Below are 22,067 nucleotides of genomic sequence, written 5' to 3' on the forward strand. Positions count from 1 at the left end.
CCTGGAAAAGATAGTGGTAAACCAATAAAAATCCAATTAGGAATACTTAAATAAAGTCCAATAGTGACAATTACCCAATGCCATAAATAGATAGAATAAGACCAAGAACCAATATATTGTATTGGTTTATTATCTAAAAAAACATTTTTTTGTTTGGATATAATGACTAAATAAGTGCCTAATATAGGAAGTAACGTTAAGTAGCTTGGCCATAAATGTACTTCGTTAATAAAAATAGCAGAGGAAAAAATGATAGCGATACCAAACCAAGAAAGCACTTGGTAATTTTTTTTGTTTGATAAAGGATATAAAAAGGCTACGCCACCGATTAGCATCTCCCATGCCCTAGTAGGTAGAAGGAAATAGGATGCCGTTGGTGAAATGTTACTCCATATTATACAAATAATAAAACTAATAAACGTAGTAGTAACAATGAATGCTTTGGCTTTATTTTTACCTAGAAATTTATAAACACCTAGCAAAATTAACGGATAAATAAGGTAAAACTGCCATTCTGCTGATAAAGACCAAGTATGCAGCAACCACTCTTCAGAGGAGGAAGCATCAAAATAACCTTTATCTTTTGCATAAATAAAATTAGATATAAATAACATGCTGTTAAGTATATCATTGCCGACTTGTCGATAATCGGCAGGTGAAAGGTAGTACCAACCAAAGATTAAGAGAAAAAAGCATAAGGCAGCAAGAGGTGGAATGATTCTATTCGCTCTTGATGAATAAAATACTTTAATTGAAAATGTATTATTATTAAGGCTATTAACAATAATCTTTGTCATTAAAAAACCAGAGATGACAAAGAATACATCAACACCAATAAAACCACCTGGAAGTAAATCTTCATTAAAGTGAAATAGAATTACAGCGATAACAGCAAGGGCCCTAAGCCCATTAATATCCGTTCTAAATGTCATTTTATTCTTTATTTATAATTGAAATAGTTTTTGAAATAGCTCCAAGCTCATTTTTTATAAATCCATTATAAATACATGTTAATGTAACGCGAGACTCTTTTTTTATGAGTAGTTCATTAATATACTTTTGAATATCTTTATGTGAGGAAGCTATTTTTATAGCCTCTTGGTTTAAGAGTTTTTCAACAATGTGAGTGAAATTGAAATAACTAGGCCCCATGACAACAGGAATACCAAGAGCTACAGGCTCTAATACATTATGCCCACCAACCTTATCGCCAATTAAGCTACCGCCCATAAAACAGATATCAGAAGCGCCAATCAGGGTTAGCATCTCCCCCATAGTGTCACCAAGATAAACCTGAATATCTGACGTTACAGATTGCTTTGATGTGCGTTTGGTGGTGTTAAAATCAAACGATTCACATAAATCAAAAACAGAGTTAAAACGCTCAGGGTGACGAGGCACCAAAATAAGCAAAGTCTCAGGAATACTTTTTAGTAACTCCTGATGAGCAGCTAAAATTTGCTCATCTTCACCTTTATGCGTACTGGCTGCAATCCAAATTGGGCGATTAGCTCCTAACTCCAAACGAAGTTGCTTTCCTGATTTAACAACCTCGTCAGTGATCTCAATATCAAACTTAACAGACCCAGTAACATGTACTCGCTCTTTATCAATACCTAAAGCAATAAAGCGATCTGCATCATCTTGATACTGGCAGCAAACATGCGTTAAATGCTTTCCTAGCAGGTTAAAAATTGGTTGTATTTTTTTATAGCCTAAGTAGGACTTCTCAGATAATCGGGCATTCAATACAGAAATAGGAATACCAAATTTAGCAACGGTATGCAGAGTGTTTGGCCACAGTTCCGTCTCCATAATCAGCATTTTTTTAGGCTTAGTCGCTTTTAAAAAACCATGAACCGTAAAGCAAAAATCAATCGGCATGTATCTGTGCTCAACTAAATCACCTAGCTTTTCAATCAGCTCAGCACCTGTACTTGTCGTCGTCGTCACCAATATTGGTTGTTCAGGATTCTGTTTTTTTAATGCCTTAATTATAGGTGTAGCAGCAATCGCCTCACCAACAGAAACCGCATGAATCCAAATCGGAGTTTGTGTGTTTTTTAATACAGGAGTACAACCGAAATGTTCTTTCCAGCGAGAGCCAAAAGCTAGCTTTCCTTCTTTTTTCTTGTAAAGAGAATAGAGAAGGAGAGGAGAGAGCAGAGTTATCAGTATCGTATAGAAAAACCGGATCATAGTAATTTCGATAAAACACTAGTTGGTTCTAGCTCTTTTAAGCACTTTAAGTGACCAAGTGGACACTCACGTTTAAAGCAAGGGCGACATTCAATATCTGTACTCACGATATCCACTTCCTCAGCCAACGGTGGAGTATACTTTGGTGAGGTAGAGCCATACACACCAACCACATGACAACCAACAGCAGCAGCAACGTGCATTAAACCAGAATCATTACTTACAACGGTTTTACAAGCGGCAAGTAGGTCAACTGCTTCAATTAAACTAGTGTCACCAGCAAGATTAAAGACAGATGATTGATTATCTGAATCAACAAGAGACTTAATGGCTTCTGTGGTTTCTTTATCTTTAGCTGAACCAAATAACCATACTTGATGGCCTTGGTTAATTATCTCATTAGCCACAGCTGCATAGTGCTCAACTGGCCACTGTTTTGCTGGGCCAAATTCCGCACCGGGGCATAAACCAAGTACAGGTTTATCTGTGGATAGAGAAAACTTAGTTAGGGTTGTTTGTTGAACATCAGTATCGATAGCAAGCTTAGGGCGAGGCAGGGTATCTAGCCCACCTAATGAGCTTGAATCAACCATCTCTGATTTTGGATGAGCCAAAGCAATATAGCGTTCAACCATATACTGGAACGATTTTTTATTTGAACGTAAATCGTTAAGTAAACCGTAACGCATCTCGCCTTTCCAACCGATACGCTTTGGAATACCAGCAAACCAAGGTATCAAGGCCGATTTAGCGGAATTAGGGCAGATATAAGCATGAGTATAATTATTGGCGCTAAGCTGCTTACCTAAACGGCGGCGACCAAACAAATCAAAGGCACCATGACCAAGCGGCATTTCAATTGCTTGGTTCACCTCTGGCATTCTTTCTAAAATAGGCTTACACCATGCCGGAGCCATAACATCAATAACAGCGTCAGGATGTTGTTGTTTTAGTGTGATATACAGTGATTGCGACATCACCATATCGCCAACCCATGAAGGGCCAATGATCAGTATTTTCATGATGGTTTTCTTTGGTTAATCACTAAGGCGCTCAGTATGGCGATGCCAACCGCAAAAAATAAGATGCCTGAGTGGTGTGATAGGTAGTGTTGTGTAAGAGCATAGCCTGCAACCAGTGCGACGTGTGAGGTACCCATTAAAGCCAAAAAGTAGTGTGCGTCTTTGTCTGTATTCGGTTTATCTCGTTTCAGGTTTCTTTTGAAAAAAGCAAAAGGCACCGCAAACATGATAATTAACACTGACAGACCAAGAACCCCTTTGGTTTGTAAATCTTCAAAAAATTGGTTATGAGCTCGTGAGAATGTTAAGACGGTTGAATCTATTAGTCCTTTTTCTATTTGACGTTTTTTCGCCGCTTCCACACCAGAAAATCCTTGACCAAATAGAGGCGATTCTTGTGCGCTATAAAGGGCTGACTTCCACATTTCTAAACGAGCACCAACAGAGGTTGAACTATTATCAACAGAATAATCGGATAAATCCGATTGCATGGCGTCAAAACGCGCTGAAATTTGAGGGTAAGCGGCAGTAAATACGATAGCAATAGCAAATCCCGCGGCAGCAATGATCTTTTTACTAATGAACTCTCGATTTAAAAATAAAATGACCAGAAAAATAAAAGGCGTCAGGACCCAAGCTCCACGAGCCCCTGATAATAGGGTCGCAATATAGCCTAAGCTTGTGGCAATAAAACTGAAGATGGCTAAATGTTGCTGTTGGGTGTTACGGTAATAAAAAAAGGAAATAACTGAAAATGTAGCTAATGAAGCAATAATCCCCCCAATTTGAATTGGCATATAGCCAAAAGTGTCAATAAATGCACGTCCCCCAACATAAAAACTTTGGTAGAGACTGATTAACCCCGCAATAGTCGCTCCAATGGGCGCGGCAAGAAAAATCGGTATTGGATTGGGTTTATAAGTCACTAAAAAACATAAAATGAAAGAGGCCAATACGGTTCGGCTTGGCATGTCTAGTTGACTGGTTTCTCCTCCTGAATAAAGAAGGGATACAATGGTGAGAATAAAATACCCAATCATAGCTAAGCTAATGCACTTAACATCTTTTATTTTAAAGGCCTGATAAGTTTTAGGCAGTAAGAATAAACCAAATAATGCTAATAAGATGGGTGCAACAACGTAAGAATCAGGATAGATAATTGGAGTACTGAAGAACAGAAAGCAAAGTATCGTGGCTATGAAAGGTAAGTGAATTTTTTGCATGTTTATTATGTATCCTGAAGACTAGAGACTGTAAGTTCAAGAGCAGTTGTCGTACTCTTGAACTGGATTTACGTTCTTTCTGAAACCTGAAACCTGAAACCTAGCTCTTATTAGAAGCAAAGCGGTCTAGTCTCTAGTTAGCAAAGCGTATAGTTTCTACTTATTCACAATCGCCATATACTCAGCAACACCATCAGCTACCGACTTAAACTCAACATCACAACCCGCAGCACGCAACTTCGTTAAATCCGCTTGGGTAAACTCCTGATATGCGCCTTTTAAATGCTCAGGGAACGGAATGCTTTGAACTTCGCCTTTACCGTGGTGCTTAATAACCGCATCAGCAACCGCACGGAACGGTTCAGCACGGCCAGTACCACAGTTGTAAATACCCGACACGCCATTTTCTAAGAACCAAAGATTAACTGCAGCTACATCACCTACGTAAACAAAGTCACGTTTGAACTCATCACTGCGTTCAAACAGTTTTGGATCTTCACCTGCATTCATTTGGTTATTTAAATGGAAAGCAACAGAAGCCATCGAGCCCTTATGTTGTTCACGAGGACCATACACATTGAAGTAACGGAAGCCCGTAATTTGAGATAGCGTTTCATTGTGCTCTTCAGCATCAGCCCATAGGCGACGAACATAGTTATCAAACTGCTGTTTAGAGTAACCATAAACATTTAATGCGCCTTCGTACTCACGCTCTTCAATGAAAGTATCAGTATCGCCATAAGTTGCAGCAGATGAAGCATATAAGAATGGGATTTCACGCTCGATACAAAAATGAAGCACTTCTTTCGAGTACTCATAGTTGTTCATCATGATGTATTTGCCATCCCACTCAGTCGTCGCAGAGCACGCGCCTTCGTGGAAAATCGCATCGATAGAGCCAAAGTCATCACCCGCCATGATTTGCGTAATGAAATCTTCTTTATCCATGTAATCGGTGATATCAAGATCAACTAAATTCTTGAATTTTTTGCCATCTTTTAGGTTATCAACCACTAAAATGTCGTTAATGCCGTTGTCGTTTAAAGACTTAACAATGTTGCTGCCAATCATGCCAGCGCCGCCAGTTACAATGATCATTTTGATACCACGATTTATTAAGATAATTACCGCAATTGTAGCAGAGAAGAAAGGTAGGCGCTACGCTTGAGAGCGCTTTGCTTACTTAGGGGCTTAGACGCAACAAGTTGCTAAAGAGCGCTACGCTTAAGACGGACTTCGTCCTTGAGAGGGTAGAAGAGCGGCGGTTAGTTGAATAGATAAAATAGAGCAGCGTTTTACGCTATAACCATCTTTCGTTTTCTTCTAGCAGCTTGCTGTGCCTTAAGCTAAGTACCCTCAAGGCGAAGTCGCCTTTATCTACATTTTAGATGTGACTCGAAGAGCAAGTAAATGGAGTTGATAAAATAAAGTAAAGTCATACGCTATAGGGATTTAGACGCAACAAGTTGCTAGAGAGCGCTACGCTTAAGACGGACTTCGTCCTTGAGGGGGAAGAAGATCAGCGGTAGGTTAATTGGAAAAATAAATCAATCTCACGATATATCCATCTTTTGATTTCCTTTAGCAGCTTGCTGCGTCTTAAGCGAAGCGCTCTCAAGGACGAAGTCCGTCTTTCTTCACCCTGTAAACCAAAGGACCACCAATGCCAACACAATCACAAAACTCAAATATTGACATCACCCTAAAACACCACGGCGGAAAACTCGGCGTCACCGGATCTTGCCACGAACTCCGTATCCATCGCAATGGCACCAAACACGGCATATTAATCGACTGCGGATTATTCCAAGGCAAAGACGCTAAAGATAAAAACGGCAATGACAAAAAACTCGATATCGAATTTCCTATCTCACACCTAAAAGCACTAATCCTCACCCATACCCACATAGACCATATAGGCCGATTACCTTGGTTATTAGCAAAAGGCTTCAAGCAACCCATATACTGCACACCAGCAACTGCAGAGTTAGTCCCATTAATGCTAGATGATGGCTTAAAATTGCAACTTGGACTAAACAAAGGGCAAAGAGAGCGCGTATTAGAGTTAATCAGAAAACAAATAAAACCTATCCCTTACAACCAATGGCATCGAATCTCGTTTTCTTCTGGCTCTTGTTCTAAATCTTCTCGCTCTGTCCTGAAAGCGAAGCGTCCTGAACCCTTAAACCTGCTCTTAAGGTTCCAACCCGCAGGTCATATTCTTGGTTCCGCTTATGTCGAAATCAAACTCCCCAATAACGAAATCATCGTATTCTCAGGTGACTTAGGCCCATCAAATACCCCATTATTACCTGATCCAATTTCACCAAAACGTGCGGACTTATTAGTAATAGAAAGTACTTACGGTAATAAACTTCACGACAGTGTAGAAACCAGAGCCAAAAGATTGCAACAGATAATAGAACACTCACTGCAAGATGGCGGCGCAATCATCATTCCTGCATTTTCAGTAGGTCGAACCCAAGAGCTGCTGTTTGATATAGAACACTTAATCCATCACAACAAAATCGATTCAAAAATCCCAATCATCTTAGATTCGCCACTCGCCAACAAAGTGACTAAGCAATACCGCCGCTTCAAAAAGCTGTGGAGTAAAGAAGCCAAAACCAAACTCAATAACCAACGTCATCCACTTAACTTCGAACAATGTATCACCATCGAAAGCCATAAAGAGCACATTCAAGTTGTCAACCGTTTAAAAAGCACCGCTGAGCCCTGCATAATAGTCGCTGCCAGCGGTATGTGCGCCGGAGGCCGAGTCATGAATTACCTAGAAGCGTTATTACCAGATAAACGCACCGATATTATTCTTGCTGGTTACCAAGCCCATGGAACTCTAGGCCGGGATCTACAAAACCAAAAGCAAACCGTCTGGATAGATAATCAACCCGTCGAAGTAAACGCACAAATCCACACGATGTCAGGCTATTCAGCTCACGCCGATCAAGCAGATTTAATTAAGTTTGTTGATGGGATTGAGGTGGGGAGGAAAGAGGTGGTTGTAGTGCATGGGGAGCGCGAAGCGCGGGAGGCTCTTGAAAAGATATTAGACGCAACAAGTTGCTAGAGAGCGCTGCGCTTGAGACGGACTTCGTCCTTGAGAGGGTAGAAGAGCTGCGGAGAGTTAATTGGAAAAATAAATCAATCTCACCGATATAACTATCTTTTGATTTCCTCTAGCAGCTTGCTGCGTCTTAAGCGAAGCGCTCTCAAGGCGAAGCCGTCTTTGTTTTAGATTTTAGGTATTCCTAGAAAAAATATGAGCAGAATTAGTAAAATAGTTATCCAAAATATACAAGGAATTAAAAATGATTTTAAGGTTTGAGAGATTAGATGTTTGGAAGCGTTCTTGCCGTTTGTCGTGTGATGTATACAAACTAATGGTTAATGTAAAAGATTACGGATTTAGAGATCAAATTACTCGATCGGGTCTATCTATTCCCTCAAATATTGCGGAGGGGCAAGAGCGAGATAGTTTGAAGGAGCAGGCTCGATTTTTCAGTTATGCAAAGGGCTCTGCAGCAGAGCTAATAACTCAAATATTCATTGGTATTGAAATCGGTTATATACCAAAAGCGAGAGGGTTAGAGTTAATTGCTGAAACGAAAGAAATAATAGCGATTATTAAACAATTAATTAAAAATAAGCGCGGATAAGGCTTTTGACTTCCTCAAGCGGAGCGTCTCAAGGACGAAGTCCGTCTTAAGGGAGCTTGCGACCGCTCTTCACCCTAATTAACATTTCAGTTATACTTCCACCTCGACATTTCTCAAGTCAAACCATTAACATAAGGCGCACGTTTCCATGAAAACAAAAGACAGAATAATCCTCGGTGCCTTAACCCTTTTCAACCAAAACGGTGAACGCAATATCACCACCAACCACATCGCCGCACACCTTGAGATCAGCCCAGGCAACCTTTATTACCACTTCCGAAATAAAGAAGAGATCATTAATAGTATTTTTGATAACTACGCGCTCGATCTAAAAACACGCTTTAAACCAATGGCAGAAGAAGACCAATCGAACATGCCTAGCGTGCAAATCATGCTGAGTTACTTAGATTCGATTTTTGAGTTGATGTGGAACTATCGATTCTTCTACGCTAACTTACCGGATATCTTAAGCAGAGATGAAAAACTAAAACAAAAATATACTCAAGCTCAGCTTACACTACACGATAACTTAATAGCGATCATGAATAATTTTCGTGATTCTGGTTTAATCGCACTCGAAGATGATGAGCTACAAGCGTTAACTAAAACTTTGCACTTAGTAGCCTCTTGTTGGATTAATTATCAGACAGCCCTGCTTTCTGACAAAGAGATAACAGAAAATATTATTTATCAAGGCATGTTACAGATGCTAAATGTAGTTAGACCAATGGCAACAGAGCAGGGTAGAGAACAGATATTGGCATTGGAAGCACATTATAGAAGCAGAGTCGCAGCAAGCTGCTAAGACGGCTACGCCTTGAGAGCGTTTCACTTAAGACGCAACAAGTTGCTTGAGGAGATCAAAAGAAATGGAACAAGATACTTTTCCTAGCTCTTGCTCTTCTCAAGCGTAGCGTCTCAAGGACGAAGTCCGTCTTAAGCGAAGCGCCCTCAAGCAATTTATTGCGTCTACTTTTAGAATATCTAGCTATGTACACTAGTATATAATTTTTTAACAAAAACAAAATTTGGAAAAATATGAACAATCAATCACCACAACAGTATCAGCAATACCCTCAGCCACCCTCATTTCAGAATGATGAGATAGACCTTAAAGAACTATTTATGGAGCTATGGGCCGGGAAATTATGTATAATTGGTTTAACAGTGCTATTTGCCGCAGGCGCAACAGTATTTGCCCTAAGTCAACCAAATGTATATGAGACAAAAGCCGTATTAGCTGTTGATGCAGATCCATATTCTGTAGGTTTAAATATTGGACCAGAAGAAAATGACGCTTTAAGCGCTATTACTGGAAAAGAAGTAAAACAGCGTATAGAGAAAATTACGGATGCAACGTTTTCTCAATTAAACGCTTTATCTTTTAGTAAAGAAAAAAGAGGGGTTAATATTACCGTTTCACAACAAGGTCAAGATCCTAGTTTGATCTTCGCTAATGTTCAGGTATTTACTCAAAACATCAATAAAACATTAGTAGAGTTAGAATTAGAGAAAGCTGAACTTGCATTGTTACCATTGCAAGAACTAATTAAAACAACTGATAGCGTAGCGGTTAAAGGTGTTTTATCAGAAAATGCCGCTCAGCAATTATTTAAGATTGCATTACTAAAAAGCCCAAGCACAGAGCTTATTCACGTAATCCAAGAACCCGTGAAAGCAACGAGCCACATTAAACCAAAACGTGCATTGATTGTAGTGTTGGGTACATTGCTTGGTGGAATGCTAGGCGTGGCTATTGTTTTAGTTAGATTTGCGTTTAGAAAAGAAGAGTAGGATCAGGGCTCTTCGCTGCGAGAGCCGAGGATGGACTTCGTTATCGAGGGGTGAAGAGTGAGTAAAACAGTAGATTTACAAAGTAATTTTTGTTGATTTTTTGAGAAGAAGTAAAGATGAATTGTATCTGAAAAATGAGTATAATAAGTTTTTATTTCTCTTCCTAATATATAACTAAATACTATACGCCTTGGGTATGCGTTAGAACCTATGGGCGGTAGCGTGTCTGGAACCTTTCGATTATTAATTGGACCAAAAGAAAATACTAAGAGCTAGGGAAAGAGCAGGAACAAATGTGATGGGTATGTTCATGCGATTTTCATAGAGTACCATTTAAATTCTCAAGAAATTCTAAATTAAATTTTAAGATATAGACATTATGAATAAAAAAAGAATCTTAACGGTTTTTGGTACTCGCCCAGAAGCTATCAAAATGGCACCATTAGTTCATGCATTAGCAAATGATGAACGTTTTGAGGCAAAAGTGTGTGTGACGGCTCAGCATCGTGAAATGCTAGATCAAGTCTTAGAACTTTTTGAAATTACACCAGATTATGACCTTGATCTTATGAAAGAAGGTCAAACGCTTAACGATATAACGGCTCGTATTTTGCTGGAAATTAAGCCTGTATTACAAGAGTTTAAACCTGATGTAGTGTTAGTACATGGCGATACAGCGACGACATTTGCAACGAGCTTAGCTGCATATTATGAACAAATTGATGTCGGTCATGTGGAGGCTGGTCTTAGAACTGGAAATATATACTCACCATGGCCAGAAGAGGCGAATCGTCGGCTTACGGGGGTATTAACTCGATACCACTTTGCACCAACAGAAACATCTGAACAAAATTTAATAAAAGAAAATTTTAATTCACAGAGTGTCTCAGTAACAGGCAACACGGTTATTGATGCTTTGTTGATGGTTAAAAAGAAGATAGACAATAATACTGACTTAAAAAGGGAATTAGCAAGTCAGTTTCCATTTTTAAATTCTACAAAGAAATTAATTCTAGTCACAGGGCACCGCCGTGAAAGTTTTGGAGGTGGTTTTGAGCGTATTTGTGAGGCATTAGCAATTACAGCTAAGCAGCATCCTAATGTTCAGATACTTTATCCTATGCATTTGAATCCAAATGTACGCGAACCTGTAAATAGAATTTTAAGTCACATTGAAAATATATATCTAATTGAGCCTCAACAATATTTGCCATTTATTTATTTAATGGATCGCTCTGATATTATTTTGACTGATTCTGGTGGCATTCAAGAAGAGGCGCCATCTTTAGGTAAGCCCGTTTTAGTTATGCGAGATACAACGGAGCGTCCTGAGGCTGTTGCTGCAGGAACGGTAAGCTTAGTTGGAACCGATGTTGAGAAGATAGTAAAAGCTTTAGATACATTGCTCATGAATGAAGATGAATATAAGAAAATGAGCTTTGCACATAATCCGTATGGCGATGGTCAAGCTTGCCTACGTATTTTAAATGAATTAGCAAAATAAGAAATTTGATTATTTTTAGGTAGTAGATATGTCATTTGAAACAATTTCAGTTGTCGGGTTAGGTTACATCGGTTTACCTACCGCAGCTATGTTCGCTTCTCGCAAGAAGAAGGTTATCGGTGTTGATGTTAATCAGTACGCTGTTGATACGATTAATCAAGGTAAAATTCATATTGTTGAACCTGATTTAGATATGATCGTAAGTGCTGCGGTTACTGAAGGTTATTTGAAAGCAGTAACAACGCCCGAACCAGCAGATGCATTTTTAATTGCTGTACCAACACCATTTTTACCGTGTGAAGAGGATAATATCCCTGCACCTGATTTGTCTTACATTGAAGCGGCGAGTAAAGCTATAGCCCCAGCCTTAAAAAAAGGCGATTTGGTTATTCTAGAATCGACATCCCCTGTTGGCGCAACGGAAAAAATGGCAGCTTGGCTTGCTGAAGCTAGAAGTGATTTGAGCTTTCCTCAACAAGCGGGTGAGAGCGCTGATATTAATATTGCTCATTGTCCAGAGCGAGTATTACCTGGGCATGTGGTTCGGGAGTTGGTTGAAAATGATCGTGTGATTGGCGGTTTAACACCAAAATGCTCACAACGTTCAGTTGAGTTATACAAAGCATTCGTTTTAGGTGAATGTGTTATTACTAATGCTCGTACAGCTGAAATGGCTAAGTTAACAGAAAATAGCTCGCGTGATGTTCAAATTGCTTTTGCAAATGAATTATCAATTATCTGCGATAAATTAGATATTAATGTATGGGAATTGATTTCTTTAGCTAATCGCCATCCTCGTGTGAATATTTTACAACCAGGTCCTGGTGTTGGTGGGCATTGTATCGCAGTGGACCCATGGTTTATTGTTTCTAAAACGCCAGAAGAAGCTCAGATTATTCATACGGCTCGTAAAGTGAATGATGGGAAACCTGAGTGGGTAATTAATAAAGTTAAATTTGCCATTGCTGATTTTCTTCAAGAAAATCCAGAGAAAACAGTTAAAGACGTGACAGTTGCTTGTTATGGTTTAGCTTTTAAACCTGATATTGATGATTTAAGAGAAAGTCCGGCAATGTTCATTACTCAAAGAATTGCTGAAATGCACAACGGTAAAGTATTAACTGTTGAACCTAATATTTCAAAAATCCCAAGTCATTTACATAATGTTGATTTAGTTGAATTTGATATAGCAAGAAAAGACGCGGATATTCATGTGATGTTAGTTGATCATAAGGAATTTAAAAAAGGTTCTTCAATGGTGTCTAAAGTGACTATTGATACAAAGGGAATCTGGTAAATGAATATTTGTATTGTTGGTGCTGGATGGTATGGGTGCCATATTGCATCATCTTTATTAAAGCAAGGTCATGATGTTGTGATTTTTGAAAAATCAAAATCGACAATATCTGGAGCTTCTAAAAAAAATCAAAATAGATTACATCTTGGCTTTCACTATCCAAGAAATCATGAAACAAGAGTTCAATCTAAAAATGGTTTTAATTGGTTTATTGAACACTATGGCCAGCTTTGTAGTTATGTAGATGAAAATATCTATGCGGTAGCTAAAAAAGACAGCTATATCGATTTTGAAACTTTTAAGCTTATTATGGAAGGGACGAAATTAGATTTTACAGAAATTGAGCGTTCAGAGTTTCTCAAGAGGGGGCTAAACCCAGATGTAATAGAAGGGGCTATTTTATGTCAGGAAATGGTGATTAATAATAGCATTGCAACAAAATACTTTGATGACATCCTTTCAAAACATCTTAAATTAGATACTTATGTAGACTTAAAGAATGAAGCGGTTATTAAGTCACTGAAAGATAATTTTGATTACATTATTGATTGTACATGGGGTACATCGGGCACTTTACAAGATGAAGAAATCTTCTATGAGCCATGTGTTTATTTTTACTATAAAACTCAGAAAGAAAAGCGAATCGCTATTACAGTAATGGATGGTGAGTTTTGTTCTTTGTACCCATACTATGACGATATATATACACTAACATCGGTGAAAAATACACCTTTGGGTCAGTTTTCTAGTATCAATGATGCCATCGTTGAATTAAATAACGTAAAACAAAATCGTACTTTAGTTTCAGAAAAAAGAGATAAGTTCGAAGAAGAAATCAAAAGCTTTTATCCTAACTTTAATAATGAATTTGAATTTGTAGGCCCTGAGTTTTCAATGAAAACCAAGATTAAGAGTTCAACTGATTATCGAGGCTGTTTTGTGAAAAAAACGGATAAGCTTATATCGATTTTCTCAGGCAAGATAGATACACTTTATATTGCAGAGAAAAAAATTCAAGAAATTATATCGAGAGAGAATTAATGAGAGTTCTAGTTTCATGCTCAAGCCGAGTAGATCAAGGTTCCGGAATACTTGCATACTCTAAAAATTTGGTTGAGTGCTATTTGAATTCTGGATATGAAGTCGCTTTTGTTTTTGAATCATCAGAGAATCATGAATGGTGTCAGAGAGAAAAACTTACTATATATGAAACCAATTCTTCTGAAGACGATAAAACTGAAACTCAAAATTTGATAAAGTTTATTGAAAGCTATAATCCTGATGTAGTAATTAATAATGATCATTGCTATCTTCAAGCTTTAGCTCCTGTCATTAAAGTCCCGTTTTTGTTTGTACTTCATCTAGGGGCGACTTCTATTTTATCCTTAGCTAAGATAAATCAAGATTATGTTGATGCTTATATAGCGATAACATCGGACATGAAGTTTGATTTTCAGAAGCTTGGTATAAAGTCACACAAAATTCATGTTGTATTAAATGGGCTAAACGCTCCATTTTATGAGAAGCATCAGTCGAACAATGAAGAAATGCATATCCTTTTCTCTGGCGAGAATACAAGAAGAAAAGGCGCAGATAAGTTTATCAAGATGATTAACACAAATAAATTTGATAATTGCGTTTTTCATTGGACTGGCGGAAGTAAAGTTAAAGATAAATATGAAGCTCAGCTGAACCGAAATAATAAAGTTGTTATTTATGATCGCTTGGCTAAAAAAGAATTTTATGAACTGATGTATTCATGTGATGTTTTCCTAATGCCTTCGAGAAATGAAGGTTTACCTATCGCATTATTAGAGGCTATGGGGCATGGATTAGTTCCTATTGCATCAAACGCTCGTGGGGCAATGAAAGAAGTAATTTGTCACAGTGAAAACGGTTATCTATGTGATATTAGTAAGTGGGAATCTGAAGCTGCTGATTTAATGCACTATTTAACTATTAACACTAAGCATTTAGATAGTATGAAAAAACAGTCACTTTTGATGGCAAATCAAAATTATCTAAATGGTATGTATGCGAGTAAGATTTTGGGGGTGGCTAATTCAATTAACAAGGTAGATACGTTAGAGGAGGTTGAGTGTTATTACTGTTGGCATCGTCCTAGCTCTTCTGGTGTTACCAATCTGATTGTTCGCTTGTCTAACTCATTCAAAATTAGGACTGGCTTGATTCTACCTTATAAAGGGAGACGTTGAGAGTGAAAAAGGTTTTGGTTATTGGAGCTTCCTCTTATCTTTCTCAAAGTTTAGCTAGTAAATTAGACCATTGTGATGTGAGCTTTATTGGTAGAAAAACACCAGAAAAGTTAAATGCTCTTAATTTATCTAGCGAATATATAAAAGAAACGATTTCTCTTAATAAAGATATCTACATATTCAATTTGGGGTTGATTCAACCTAAAACCATCTTTGAACAGTCGAGTGAAGAGATTGAACGCTCAATGCGAATTAATCTTCTTTTTGTTGTAAAGTGCTCTGAATATATATTAGATAATAATAGTAAAGCCAAGGTACTTATTATTGGTTCTGAGTCTGGAAAAAAAGGGTCATATGATACGACCTACTTTTTGGCTAAAGCAGGACTAAGGGCTTATGTTAAAGAAAGATACTTATCCAGCCAATATCAGCAATTACTACTTTTTTCACCGTCAACGATTGGGGATTCTGCAATGACGCTTAATCGTAATGATAAAGAAAGATTAAACGAGTATATGCTTAATCATCCGAAGAAACGTTTCTTATGTAATGACGAATTAGCGACTATTATGAGTCAATTTATTAAGGATGATTTTTCTTATATAACTAATACGGAAATAGAAATTAACGGCGGAAAATTCGCTAGAATGAAATATTAGTAGGGTGTTGATTTTATAAAATGGAAAAAAAACAATTATATATTAATTTGGCGTCAAGTGTTTTTTCTTTTTTTGTCTCGTTTGTTATAACGTTTTTCCTGACTCCATATATTATTAATAATATAGGCAAGGAAGCATATTCTTTTTTTCCTATATCAAATAGCATTTTAAATTGCTTTTTTATTGTCTCTATCGCGTTAAATGCGATGCTTGCAAGAAATATATCCATTGTTCGAAGCCGTGGAGATCCTGAGTCTGCATTAAGATATTTTTCTTCTGGTTTTTACTCAAATATAATTCTGATATTGCTATTTGCTCCTTTAATGTCTTTATTTGTTTATTTTGTTGATGTGTTTCTACAAGTACCAACAAAATTGCTTACTGATGTCAGGCTTATGTTTGCATTTGTATTTATGTCAATGCTTATTGGTCTAATAGGAAGTGTTTACAGTATTGCTACTTATACTGAAAACAGATTAGATTTACGTTCTTTAGGCGAGATTATTAGGGGAGGGGTAAGGATTTTTTTGTTTCTCGCTCTTTTTTATTATTTTGAACCCTCGCTATATTTTATTGGTTTGATATCGTTTCTATTAAGTATCTACTTATTAGTATTTAATAAATATATTTCATATCGTTTGGCCCCAGAACTAAAAGTGAACTATTCTAAGTTTGATTTTAGTAAGATAAAAGAGTTATTAGCATCAGGTAGTTGGGTTTCAATAAATACTCTTGGCGCAACATTACTTACCGGTGTTGCTTTGGTATTAACGAACCGATTTATTAGCGTAGAATCTGGTGGTGATGTGGCAATTAGCCTTATGTTACCTGTGTTTATTACGAGTTTTATTTCAACAATGGCATCGGTATTACAGCCTTGGCTAACAAAAGTATATGCATCGAAATCTACGGGTGAGTTTGTAGAGGAAGTTGTATCCGCCCAAAAATTACTAAGTTTGCTTACAACTACACCAATAGTTCTTCTTATCATATTTTCTCCTAGTATATTTAAATTATGGATCCCTGGGGAATACTCAAATGTTCTTGATGGTCTATCTATTCTCTTTCTTTTTCCTATATTAATTCATGGGAATATGTGGATTTATTTTAATCATGGTTTTATCACCGGGAGAATGAAAGAGCAGTCTTTTATTTTACTATTAATGAGTATTATTGTTTGTGGTGTAAGTTTAGTGTTTGTATTACTAGGTGGAAAAAATATATATATAATTCCTCTGATGACAGCTATTGCATCAGTTTTATATTATCTATTTTTTATTCCTATCCAAGTGATTGGTCGAACGGGTGCAAGTATTAAAGAAATTTATTCCCCAATAATAATATCACTCATTTTTTCTGTATTATTTGTCTATTTAAGTCATCTTTTTTTTGATTTTTTCTATGTTGGGAAGTGGATAGGGCTTTTATTTACATTAGTCGTGGTAGGGGTGGTTTTTATCACGATTCATATGTTTTTACTCTTTAACGTTAGAAGCTTAGTTGCCTTTAAGAAAAAAAGATTTGGTTAAATTCTGATATTTATAGAAATAATTAAATCGTTGGTTTTATAAATATATCAATTAGTCTGGCAATCATGTGCTTAGATAGCAAAATTTGGAGATTTTATGTATTTGACAGGTGATTTTGTCAATCCTCAACAAAATGATGTAGTTGAACAGCACTGTAATTTTAATATTTCTCATTCATCCTCTCATGAGATTACTACTAAATTGTATGAAGACGATGATGTTTGTATATACCTCCAAGGAGATGTTTATAAATTAGGATGTGATAAAATAGATTTTTCTTATTTGGCGAATGAAATTTCTCTTATTAATGAGTTGTCTGTTAAGTCATTAAGTGAAATTTTTTATGATGTTGATGGCTATTTTACTTTAGTTTTAGTTGATAAGAAAAAAAGTGAATTATATCTTGTTACCGATAGATATGGGCTTTGGCCTCTTTATACGTATCGAGTCGATAATAACATTAGAGCTTGGTCTACGTTATTGGGGAAAATCAAGGAATGTGACTCTAATTTAGATATTGATAAAGATGCGGTCCTTTCTTTTTTAAATCATTCTTATTTTCTTGGTAATAATACTCTTTATAAAAATGTATCAAGGGTAGAGCCGTCAAAAATCATAAAAATTAGTCAAGATGGTAATATAATTAATGAGTGCCAATACTGGACTTGGAGCGAGATTAAGCCTCGGGAGTTGGACTTTGATAAAGCTGTCGATGAGCTTTATATACACTTCATTAATGCTGTTGAATCTCATTTAGATAGTGGTAAAAAATATTGTCTGACACTTAGTGGTGGTCTTGATTCTAGAGCGCTCTTGGCTGCAGCATGCCGAATTGGAAAGTATGATATTACGTGCTTGTCTTTTGGTTACCCTGAATCTCAAGATGTGAAAATAGCAAGTAAAGTATGTAAAACCCTTAATGTGACACATCAAGTTTCTATTATTGATAGTAATAATTGGTATAAAGATAGGGAGAAAGGCGTTTTTAACACTAGTGGAATGTATAGCTTTTTACATATGCATGGTCTTAATCCTATCGATGAGATAGCCGCAATTAGTACTCAAGTTATTAATGGATATCTTGGTGATATGGTATTAGGTGGTGGTTATTTAGATAAGAAAGATGGTCGATTTTTATCTGTTAAAGAACTAGCTCAAAAAAAATACGGTAAGTTCGCTGAAAGTATAGATTTTAATAACGAATTTGTTAAATGCGATAGCAGTGATCCGTTTTTTATTCTTTATCGAGGTGTTCGTTTCACATCGATGGGCAGCGATATCGTGAATGATCGTGTTGTGAATGTGAAACCATTTATGGACAACAAGTTACTCGAGTTTGTTTATAGTATTAATGATGAATACCGCTACAATGGAAAACTATATCACACCATGTTGCTTAAGTATTTTCCTGATGTTTTTTCTACTATCCCTTGGCAAACCACAGGTAAAGTGATTACAGGAGCAGATCCTGATGGTGGCGTTGAGAAATTTTGGCTTAGCATTAGACCTAAATTAGTTTCAATGATTCGACAGTCTCGATGGAATGCTCGTATTACGGCGTTGTATTCAAAAGTTAAAAATACCCAGGTTTTTGTCGATTATGCGGATTGGGTTAATAAACCTGAGTTCCGAATGTTAGTTGAAAATGTGATTAATAAAGATTCTGCGGTTATGTCTATTTTAGGAAAGAAAGAAATCAATAATATACTGAAAAAAGCGTATACGGACAGAAATGTTGAGCCTCTAGGTTGTTTGCTTAGTCTTGAGATCTATCTATCTAAAATAGATTTGAATGGCGATGCTATTCTTCGCTAGATATTTGTTCTTGAATAAATAAGAGGTGAGAGCAAGGTATGAAGCAACAATTAGTATTTTTGTTATCTAAATTAATTAAAAAGGTACAACTTCCCTCTATTAGGGCTGGAAGCATTGATGTAACCGCCAAGGTTTGTTCAGCTTCGAATTTATTGAATGTAAATCTTGGGCGATATTCATATGTTGGAAATAACTGTGTAATCGTTCACGCAAATATTGGTGCGTTTAGCTCGATTGCAGATAATGTTGCTATTGGTAATGCTGCTCATCCACTTGATAGGGTAAGTAGTTCACCAGTTTTCCATGAAGGTAAAAACATACTTAATAAAAATTTTACTGAATTTCCATTTGAACCTTATCAAGAGACTATTATCGGTAATGATGTTTGGGTTGGTTGTAACGCGCTCATTAAGAGTGGTGTGACTATCGGTCATGGAGCGGTTATCGGTATGGGAGCTGTTGTCACAAAGAATGTAGGGCCTTATGAAGTATGGGGAGGAAATCCAGCAAAACTTATTAAGAAGCGTTTTGATGATAAGACAATTTGTCAACTCTTAGAGTATTGTTGGTGGGACCTAACAGATGCAGAAATTAGCGATAAAGCCAAATATTTTGATGATCCTAAGTTTCTTTTGGAAAAGGTGAAATAACATGAAAGTAGTAATGGTAAAATATTTTTTCGATACAGAAGCAAATTATCAGATTACAGAAATGGCTAAGGCATGGCCAAAGGAACATGAGTTAGTCATAATTACATCAAAGTATCTTGATTATGTGCATAAGCTTTATGATGAGTCACAAGAGTTGAGAGACCGTGTTTTTGAAGCTAAATATGGTGTGACGATTGTACGATTGGATTGTTGGTTTAGGTTGGGCTCGAGAGTTTTTTTTAAAGGGCTCAAGCCAACCGTTGAGAGTTTTTCGCCTGATGTTTTGTTTATGCACGGTATTGGTGATTTTAATGATGTGCTATATCTATATGGTCGTAATAAATATTTAACGTTTCGTGATTGCCATATGTCTTGGATCGCTTCCAAGAATCGCTTTGCAAAACTTTACTACAAATTCTATTCGATATTCTTTGCTCCAATCATTAATAAGTTTCATAAGTATGAGCTTGTATATGCATTAGGTTTAGAGGAAAAAGAATATATTAAGGCAATTGGTATCAATGATGACAGAATCGCTATGCTTCCTCATGGGTATAACAAGAATGCTTATTATTCATCTATTCAGCTTCGTAAATCATTTAGAGAAAGCCTAGGAGTGGCAGATGATGAACTGCTAGTTGCTTATACTGGTAAGTTTGATTATGCAAAATCACCAGATGTGAGTTTAGATATATATGAATCTTTAGGGGACGAGTTTATTGAAGAGAATAAATTGAAATTTGTTTTTATTGGGCCTGCTAATAATACGTATTTTGATGAAGTTTTCATGGATAAGCTTAATCGTTTAGAGTTTAAGAATAGAGTAACTATCTTACCAGCAGTATCTGCAGATGAGCTTGTTGAAGTTTACAACGGAGCAGATTTATGTTTATGGCCTAGAGAAACAACATTGAGTTCGATTCATGCTCAAGTTTGTGGCCGACCAGTTATTATGGAAAACCATGTTTCTAACTTGGAAAGAGTAGTGGATAGGTCTTTTCTGTTTGAGAAAGGATCTTTAGATGATGCGGTACACAAATTAATTAGTTGCATCGAAGATGTAAAGCATGGGCATGTTGTTAATGTTAATAAATTGCATGGAAGAGAATATAATAGGCAAGTAGAGGTGATGATTAATAGTTGGCAAGTTATTATTGATGAAAGAAAACGTAATGCGTCTAAATTATAGTTAGGAAGTTAAATATACATGAGTAGCAACGTGAAACGATTGAATAGAAATAGTCTTTTTAAGAAATCAACTATTTTTATATTCAGCATGTTTTTGATTCTTACACTGCTGTCTGAATACATAGGATTTATGACGAAAAAAGTTGGAGGTGATCTAATATCTTTGAATTTGGACTTTGATTTTAACCGTTCATTATTGATCTATGTAATGTATTTTTCCTTGACTGTTGCTTGTTTTTTGTTTGTGATTTATTGGTCAAAGATTATAACTCCATTAGTAATAGTTTCATCGAATGGTACATTAATCCATCTTGTTTTTCTGTTGATTGCAATTTTTTATTTTGTTTCGATAAATATATTTGGAGTTGGGTCAATTGTTGATGGCAGAGTGAATAGTCGGTTGGTAGAGTTAGTGTATGCCCTTTTACAACCAGTTTTCTTGTTGCCTATATATTTTTTGTACTTTTTCGGAAGAGGTAAGTTGTTATATTTGTTCTCCCTATTTATATATATTATCGCTGTTCTTTTTTCTGGTTTTTCGAATTATTTTATTCTTATATTGCCATTGTTTTTGAGTGTTTTCTTTAAATGTGGTAGAATATTTCAGTTTGGTTTTGTTGTTTTAGGTTTTTTATTGCTTCCTTTGCTCAGAATTGTTAAGTATTGTTTTGTTCATAATCAAAGTTTTAATTATTTTATATCAATGTTGACTTTTGATAATTTAATTGCTTTTGGGCGGGTTATGGTGGATAGGTTTTCTTATCTTCATAATGTTCAATATATGATGGGTAATGCCTCTCAATTTTTATCTTCATATGAATCGTTATCACTACATCCTTTTTTTTCGAACTATATAGGTTCAAAAATATATTCGGCATTCATTAACGATCCTAATGCAGTGGGAAATATTAATAACTTATATAATTATATAATCCTTGGTAGTTGGGGATCCAATACGTATGCGCCGCTATTGTCGCAAATGTTAATCGACCCACTTGGTGCGATTGTTGTTTTTATATTTTATGTTTTTATATTTATGTTTGTTAGTTTGTTGTTGTCTTTTATTTCAGCTGAAAGATGGTTAAGGGTTTATTTGACTATAGTTCCTTTAATATTATATTGTCTTCCTGGCTTCTATTGGGCATATATGAATTTAATTCAATCGATAGTTTTGTTTTTTTTAATTGTTGTTTTGTTTAAAGCATTGAGTGTGCTATTCAATATAAAAACACTACGAAAACCGGAGCGATTGTCTGAAGTGTGATAGTTTTTGTAGAGATATGCTTTCCATCTA

Annotated in this window: 19 protein-coding genes and 1 pseudogene; 15 read left to right on the forward strand and 5 right to left on the reverse strand. The window is 36.3% G+C overall.

The genetic code is table 11. The features are described 5' to 3' along the window. The 5 genes from PVK70_RS12765 to rfaD form a co-directional block, all read right to left on the reverse strand. A partial coding sequence (locus PVK70_RS12765) for an acyltransferase family protein (protein WP_274441522.1) occupies nucleotides 1-932 on the reverse strand: 932 nt, incomplete at its 3' end. Between the two features lies 1 nt (nucleotide 933). Further along, nucleotides 934-2,199 carry a lipid IV(A) 3-deoxy-D-manno-octulosonic acid transferase gene (waaA, locus tag PVK70_RS12770; protein WP_130049157.1) on the reverse strand — a complete coding sequence of 422 codons (1,266 nt, stop codon included), beginning with the start codon at nucleotides 2,197-2,199 and terminating at the stop codon, nucleotides 934-936. Then, a complete protein-coding gene (waaF, locus tag PVK70_RS12775; RefSeq protein ID WP_130049156.1) occupies nucleotides 2,196-3,221 on the reverse strand; it encodes a lipopolysaccharide heptosyltransferase II in 1,026 nt (341 codons plus the stop codon). The genes waaA and waaF overlap by 4 nt, the downstream gene beginning before the upstream one ends. Then, nucleotides 3,218-4,444 (reverse strand): O-antigen ligase family protein, encoded by a 1,227-nt coding sequence (locus PVK70_RS12780; protein ID WP_130049155.1) that lies wholly within the window; start codon nucleotides 4,442-4,444, stop codon nucleotides 3,218-3,220. Before PVK70_RS12780 ends, waaF begins: the two co-directional genes overlap by 4 nt. A 156-nt stretch (nucleotides 4,445-4,600) precedes the next feature. Then, nucleotides 4,601-5,542 carry an ADP-glyceromanno-heptose 6-epimerase gene (gene rfaD / locus PVK70_RS12785; RefSeq protein WP_130049154.1) on the reverse strand — a complete coding sequence of 314 codons (942 nt, stop codon included), beginning with the start codon at nucleotides 5,540-5,542 and terminating at the stop codon, nucleotides 4,601-4,603. Nucleotides 5,543-6,107: 565 nt separating this feature from the next. On the opposite strand from rfaD, the gene PVK70_RS12790 reads away from it, so the two are divergent. The 15 genes and pseudogenes from PVK70_RS12790 (at nucleotide 6,108) to wzy (ending at nucleotide 22,037) form a co-directional block, all read left to right on the forward strand. Then, the gene (locus PVK70_RS12790) at nucleotides 6,108-7,532 is read left to right on the forward strand and encodes an MBL fold metallo-hydrolase RNA specificity domain-containing protein (RefSeq protein WP_130049153.1); all 1,425 of its coding nucleotides are present in this window, start codon (nucleotides 6,108-6,110) and stop codon (nucleotides 7,530-7,532) included. A 241-nt stretch (nucleotides 7,533-7,773) separates the two neighbouring features. Then, on the forward strand, nucleotides 7,774-8,121 hold the full coding sequence (locus PVK70_RS12795; RefSeq protein ID WP_130049152.1) for a four helix bundle protein: 348 nt from the start codon (nucleotides 7,774-7,776) through the stop codon (nucleotides 8,119-8,121). Between the two features lie 148 nt (nucleotides 8,122-8,269). Continuing rightward, the gene (locus PVK70_RS12800) at nucleotides 8,270-8,926 is read left to right on the forward strand and encodes a TetR/AcrR family transcriptional regulator (RefSeq protein ID WP_130049151.1); all 657 of its coding nucleotides are present in this window, start codon (nucleotides 8,270-8,272) and stop codon (nucleotides 8,924-8,926) included. A gap of 233 nt (nucleotides 8,927-9,159) precedes the next feature. Further along, nucleotides 9,160-9,369: pseudogene (locus PVK70_RS19110) on the forward strand (Wzz/FepE/Etk N-terminal domain-containing protein); the annotation flags it as partial. 288 nt (nucleotides 9,370-9,657) lie between these two features. Next, nucleotides 9,658-9,915, forward strand: coding sequence for a GNVR domain-containing protein (locus PVK70_RS19115; RefSeq protein ID WP_422836543.1), 258 nt, complete (start codon nucleotides 9,658-9,660; stop codon nucleotides 9,913-9,915). Between the two features lie 379 nt (nucleotides 9,916-10,294). Beyond that, entirely contained in the window at nucleotides 10,295-11,419 is a 1,125-nt protein-coding gene (gene wecB, locus PVK70_RS12810) for a non-hydrolyzing UDP-N-acetylglucosamine 2-epimerase (RefSeq protein WP_130049149.1), read from the forward strand. Nucleotides 11,420-11,447: 28 nt separating this feature from the next. Next, nucleotides 11,448-12,716: a UDP-N-acetyl-D-mannosamine dehydrogenase gene (wecC, locus tag PVK70_RS12815; protein WP_130049148.1), complete on the forward strand. Its 1,269-nt coding sequence runs from the start codon at nucleotides 11,448-11,450 to the stop codon at nucleotides 12,714-12,716. Further along, nucleotides 12,717-13,757, forward strand: coding sequence for an FAD-dependent oxidoreductase (locus PVK70_RS12820; protein WP_130049147.1), 1,041 nt, complete (start codon nucleotides 12,717-12,719; stop codon nucleotides 13,755-13,757). After that, a complete protein-coding gene (locus PVK70_RS12825) occupies nucleotides 13,757-14,932 on the forward strand; it encodes a glycosyltransferase family 4 protein (protein ID WP_274441531.1) in 1,176 nt (391 codons plus the stop codon). The genes PVK70_RS12820 and PVK70_RS12825 overlap by 1 nt, the downstream gene beginning before the upstream one ends. Nucleotides 14,933-14,934: 2 nt before the next feature. Continuing rightward, nucleotides 14,935-15,591: an SDR family NAD(P)-dependent oxidoreductase gene (locus PVK70_RS12830; protein WP_165367203.1), complete on the forward strand. Its 657-nt coding sequence runs from the start codon at nucleotides 14,935-14,937 to the stop codon at nucleotides 15,589-15,591. 20 nt (nucleotides 15,592-15,611) lie between these two features. Further along, entirely contained in the window at nucleotides 15,612-17,120 is a 1,509-nt protein-coding gene (locus PVK70_RS12835) for a lipopolysaccharide biosynthesis protein (RefSeq protein WP_274441533.1), read from the forward strand. Between the two features lie 96 nt (nucleotides 17,121-17,216). Continuing rightward, on the forward strand, nucleotides 17,217-18,935 hold the full coding sequence (locus tag PVK70_RS12840) for an asparagine synthase-related protein (protein WP_130071966.1): 1,719 nt from the start codon (nucleotides 17,217-17,219) through the stop codon (nucleotides 18,933-18,935). Between the two features lie 38 nt (nucleotides 18,936-18,973). Further along, complete coding sequence (locus PVK70_RS12845) at nucleotides 18,974-19,585, forward strand: CatB-related O-acetyltransferase (protein WP_130049141.1); 612 nt, start codon at nucleotides 18,974-18,976, stop codon at nucleotides 19,583-19,585. A 1-nt stretch (nucleotide 19,586) separates the two neighbouring features. Continuing rightward, entirely contained in the window at nucleotides 19,587-20,774 is a 1,188-nt protein-coding gene (locus PVK70_RS12850; RefSeq protein ID WP_130049140.1) for a glycosyltransferase, read from the forward strand. Between the two features lie 18 nt (nucleotides 20,775-20,792). After that, entirely contained in the window at nucleotides 20,793-22,037 is a 1,245-nt protein-coding gene (gene wzy, locus PVK70_RS12855; RefSeq protein ID WP_274441535.1) for an oligosaccharide repeat unit polymerase, read from the forward strand. The last annotated feature ends 30 nt before the right edge of the window (nucleotides 22,038-22,067 follow it).

The sequence above is a fragment of the Aliivibrio sp. A6 genome, from assembly GCF_028765505.1.
GTDB classification, from domain to species: Bacteria; Pseudomonadota; Gammaproteobacteria; order Enterobacterales; family Vibrionaceae; genus Aliivibrio; species Aliivibrio finisterrensis_A.

What these genes read in the sequence shown, in the direction of transcription:
- waaA (WP_130049157.1), bottom strand. Translation starts at nt 2,199, where the DNA reads ATGATCCGGTTTTTCTATACGATACTGATAACTCTGCTCTCTCCTCTC.
- waaF (WP_130049156.1), bottom strand. Translation starts at nt 3,221, where the DNA reads ATGAAAATACTGATCATTGGCCCTTCATGGGTTGGCGATATGGTGATG.
- PVK70_RS12780 (WP_130049155.1), bottom strand. Translation starts at nt 4,444, where the DNA reads ATGCAAAAAATTCACTTACCTTTCATAGCCACGATACTTTGCTTTCTG.
- rfaD (WP_130049154.1), bottom strand. Translation starts at nt 5,542, where the DNA reads ATGATCATTGTAACTGGCGGCGCTGGCATGATTGGCAGCAACATTGTT.
- PVK70_RS12790 (WP_130049153.1), top strand. Translation starts at nt 6,108, where the DNA reads ATGCCAACACAATCACAAAACTCAAATATTGACATCACCCTAAAACAC.
- PVK70_RS12795 (WP_130049152.1), top strand. Translation starts at nt 7,774, where the DNA reads ATGATTTTAAGGTTTGAGAGATTAGATGTTTGGAAGCGTTCTTGCCGT.
- PVK70_RS12800 (WP_130049151.1), top strand. Translation starts at nt 8,270, where the DNA reads ATGAAAACAAAAGACAGAATAATCCTCGGTGCCTTAACCCTTTTCAAC.
- wecB (WP_130049149.1), top strand. Translation starts at nt 10,295, where the DNA reads ATGAATAAAAAAAGAATCTTAACGGTTTTTGGTACTCGCCCAGAAGCT.
- wecC (WP_130049148.1), top strand. Translation starts at nt 11,448, where the DNA reads ATGTCATTTGAAACAATTTCAGTTGTCGGGTTAGGTTACATCGGTTTA.
- PVK70_RS12820 (WP_130049147.1), top strand. Translation starts at nt 12,717, where the DNA reads ATGAATATTTGTATTGTTGGTGCTGGATGGTATGGGTGCCATATTGCA.
- PVK70_RS12825 (WP_274441531.1), top strand. Translation starts at nt 13,757, where the DNA reads ATGAGAGTTCTAGTTTCATGCTCAAGCCGAGTAGATCAAGGTTCCGGA.
- PVK70_RS12835 (WP_274441533.1), top strand. Translation starts at nt 15,612, where the DNA reads ATGGAAAAAAAACAATTATATATTAATTTGGCGTCAAGTGTTTTTTCT.
- PVK70_RS12840 (WP_130071966.1), top strand. Translation starts at nt 17,217, where the DNA reads ATGTATTTGACAGGTGATTTTGTCAATCCTCAACAAAATGATGTAGTT.
- PVK70_RS12845 (WP_130049141.1), top strand. Translation starts at nt 18,974, where the DNA reads ATGAAGCAACAATTAGTATTTTTGTTATCTAAATTAATTAAAAAGGTA.
- PVK70_RS12850 (WP_130049140.1), top strand. Translation starts at nt 19,587, where the DNA reads ATGAAAGTAGTAATGGTAAAATATTTTTTCGATACAGAAGCAAATTAT.
- wzy (WP_274441535.1), top strand. Translation starts at nt 20,793, where the DNA reads ATGAGTAGCAACGTGAAACGATTGAATAGAAATAGTCTTTTTAAGAAA.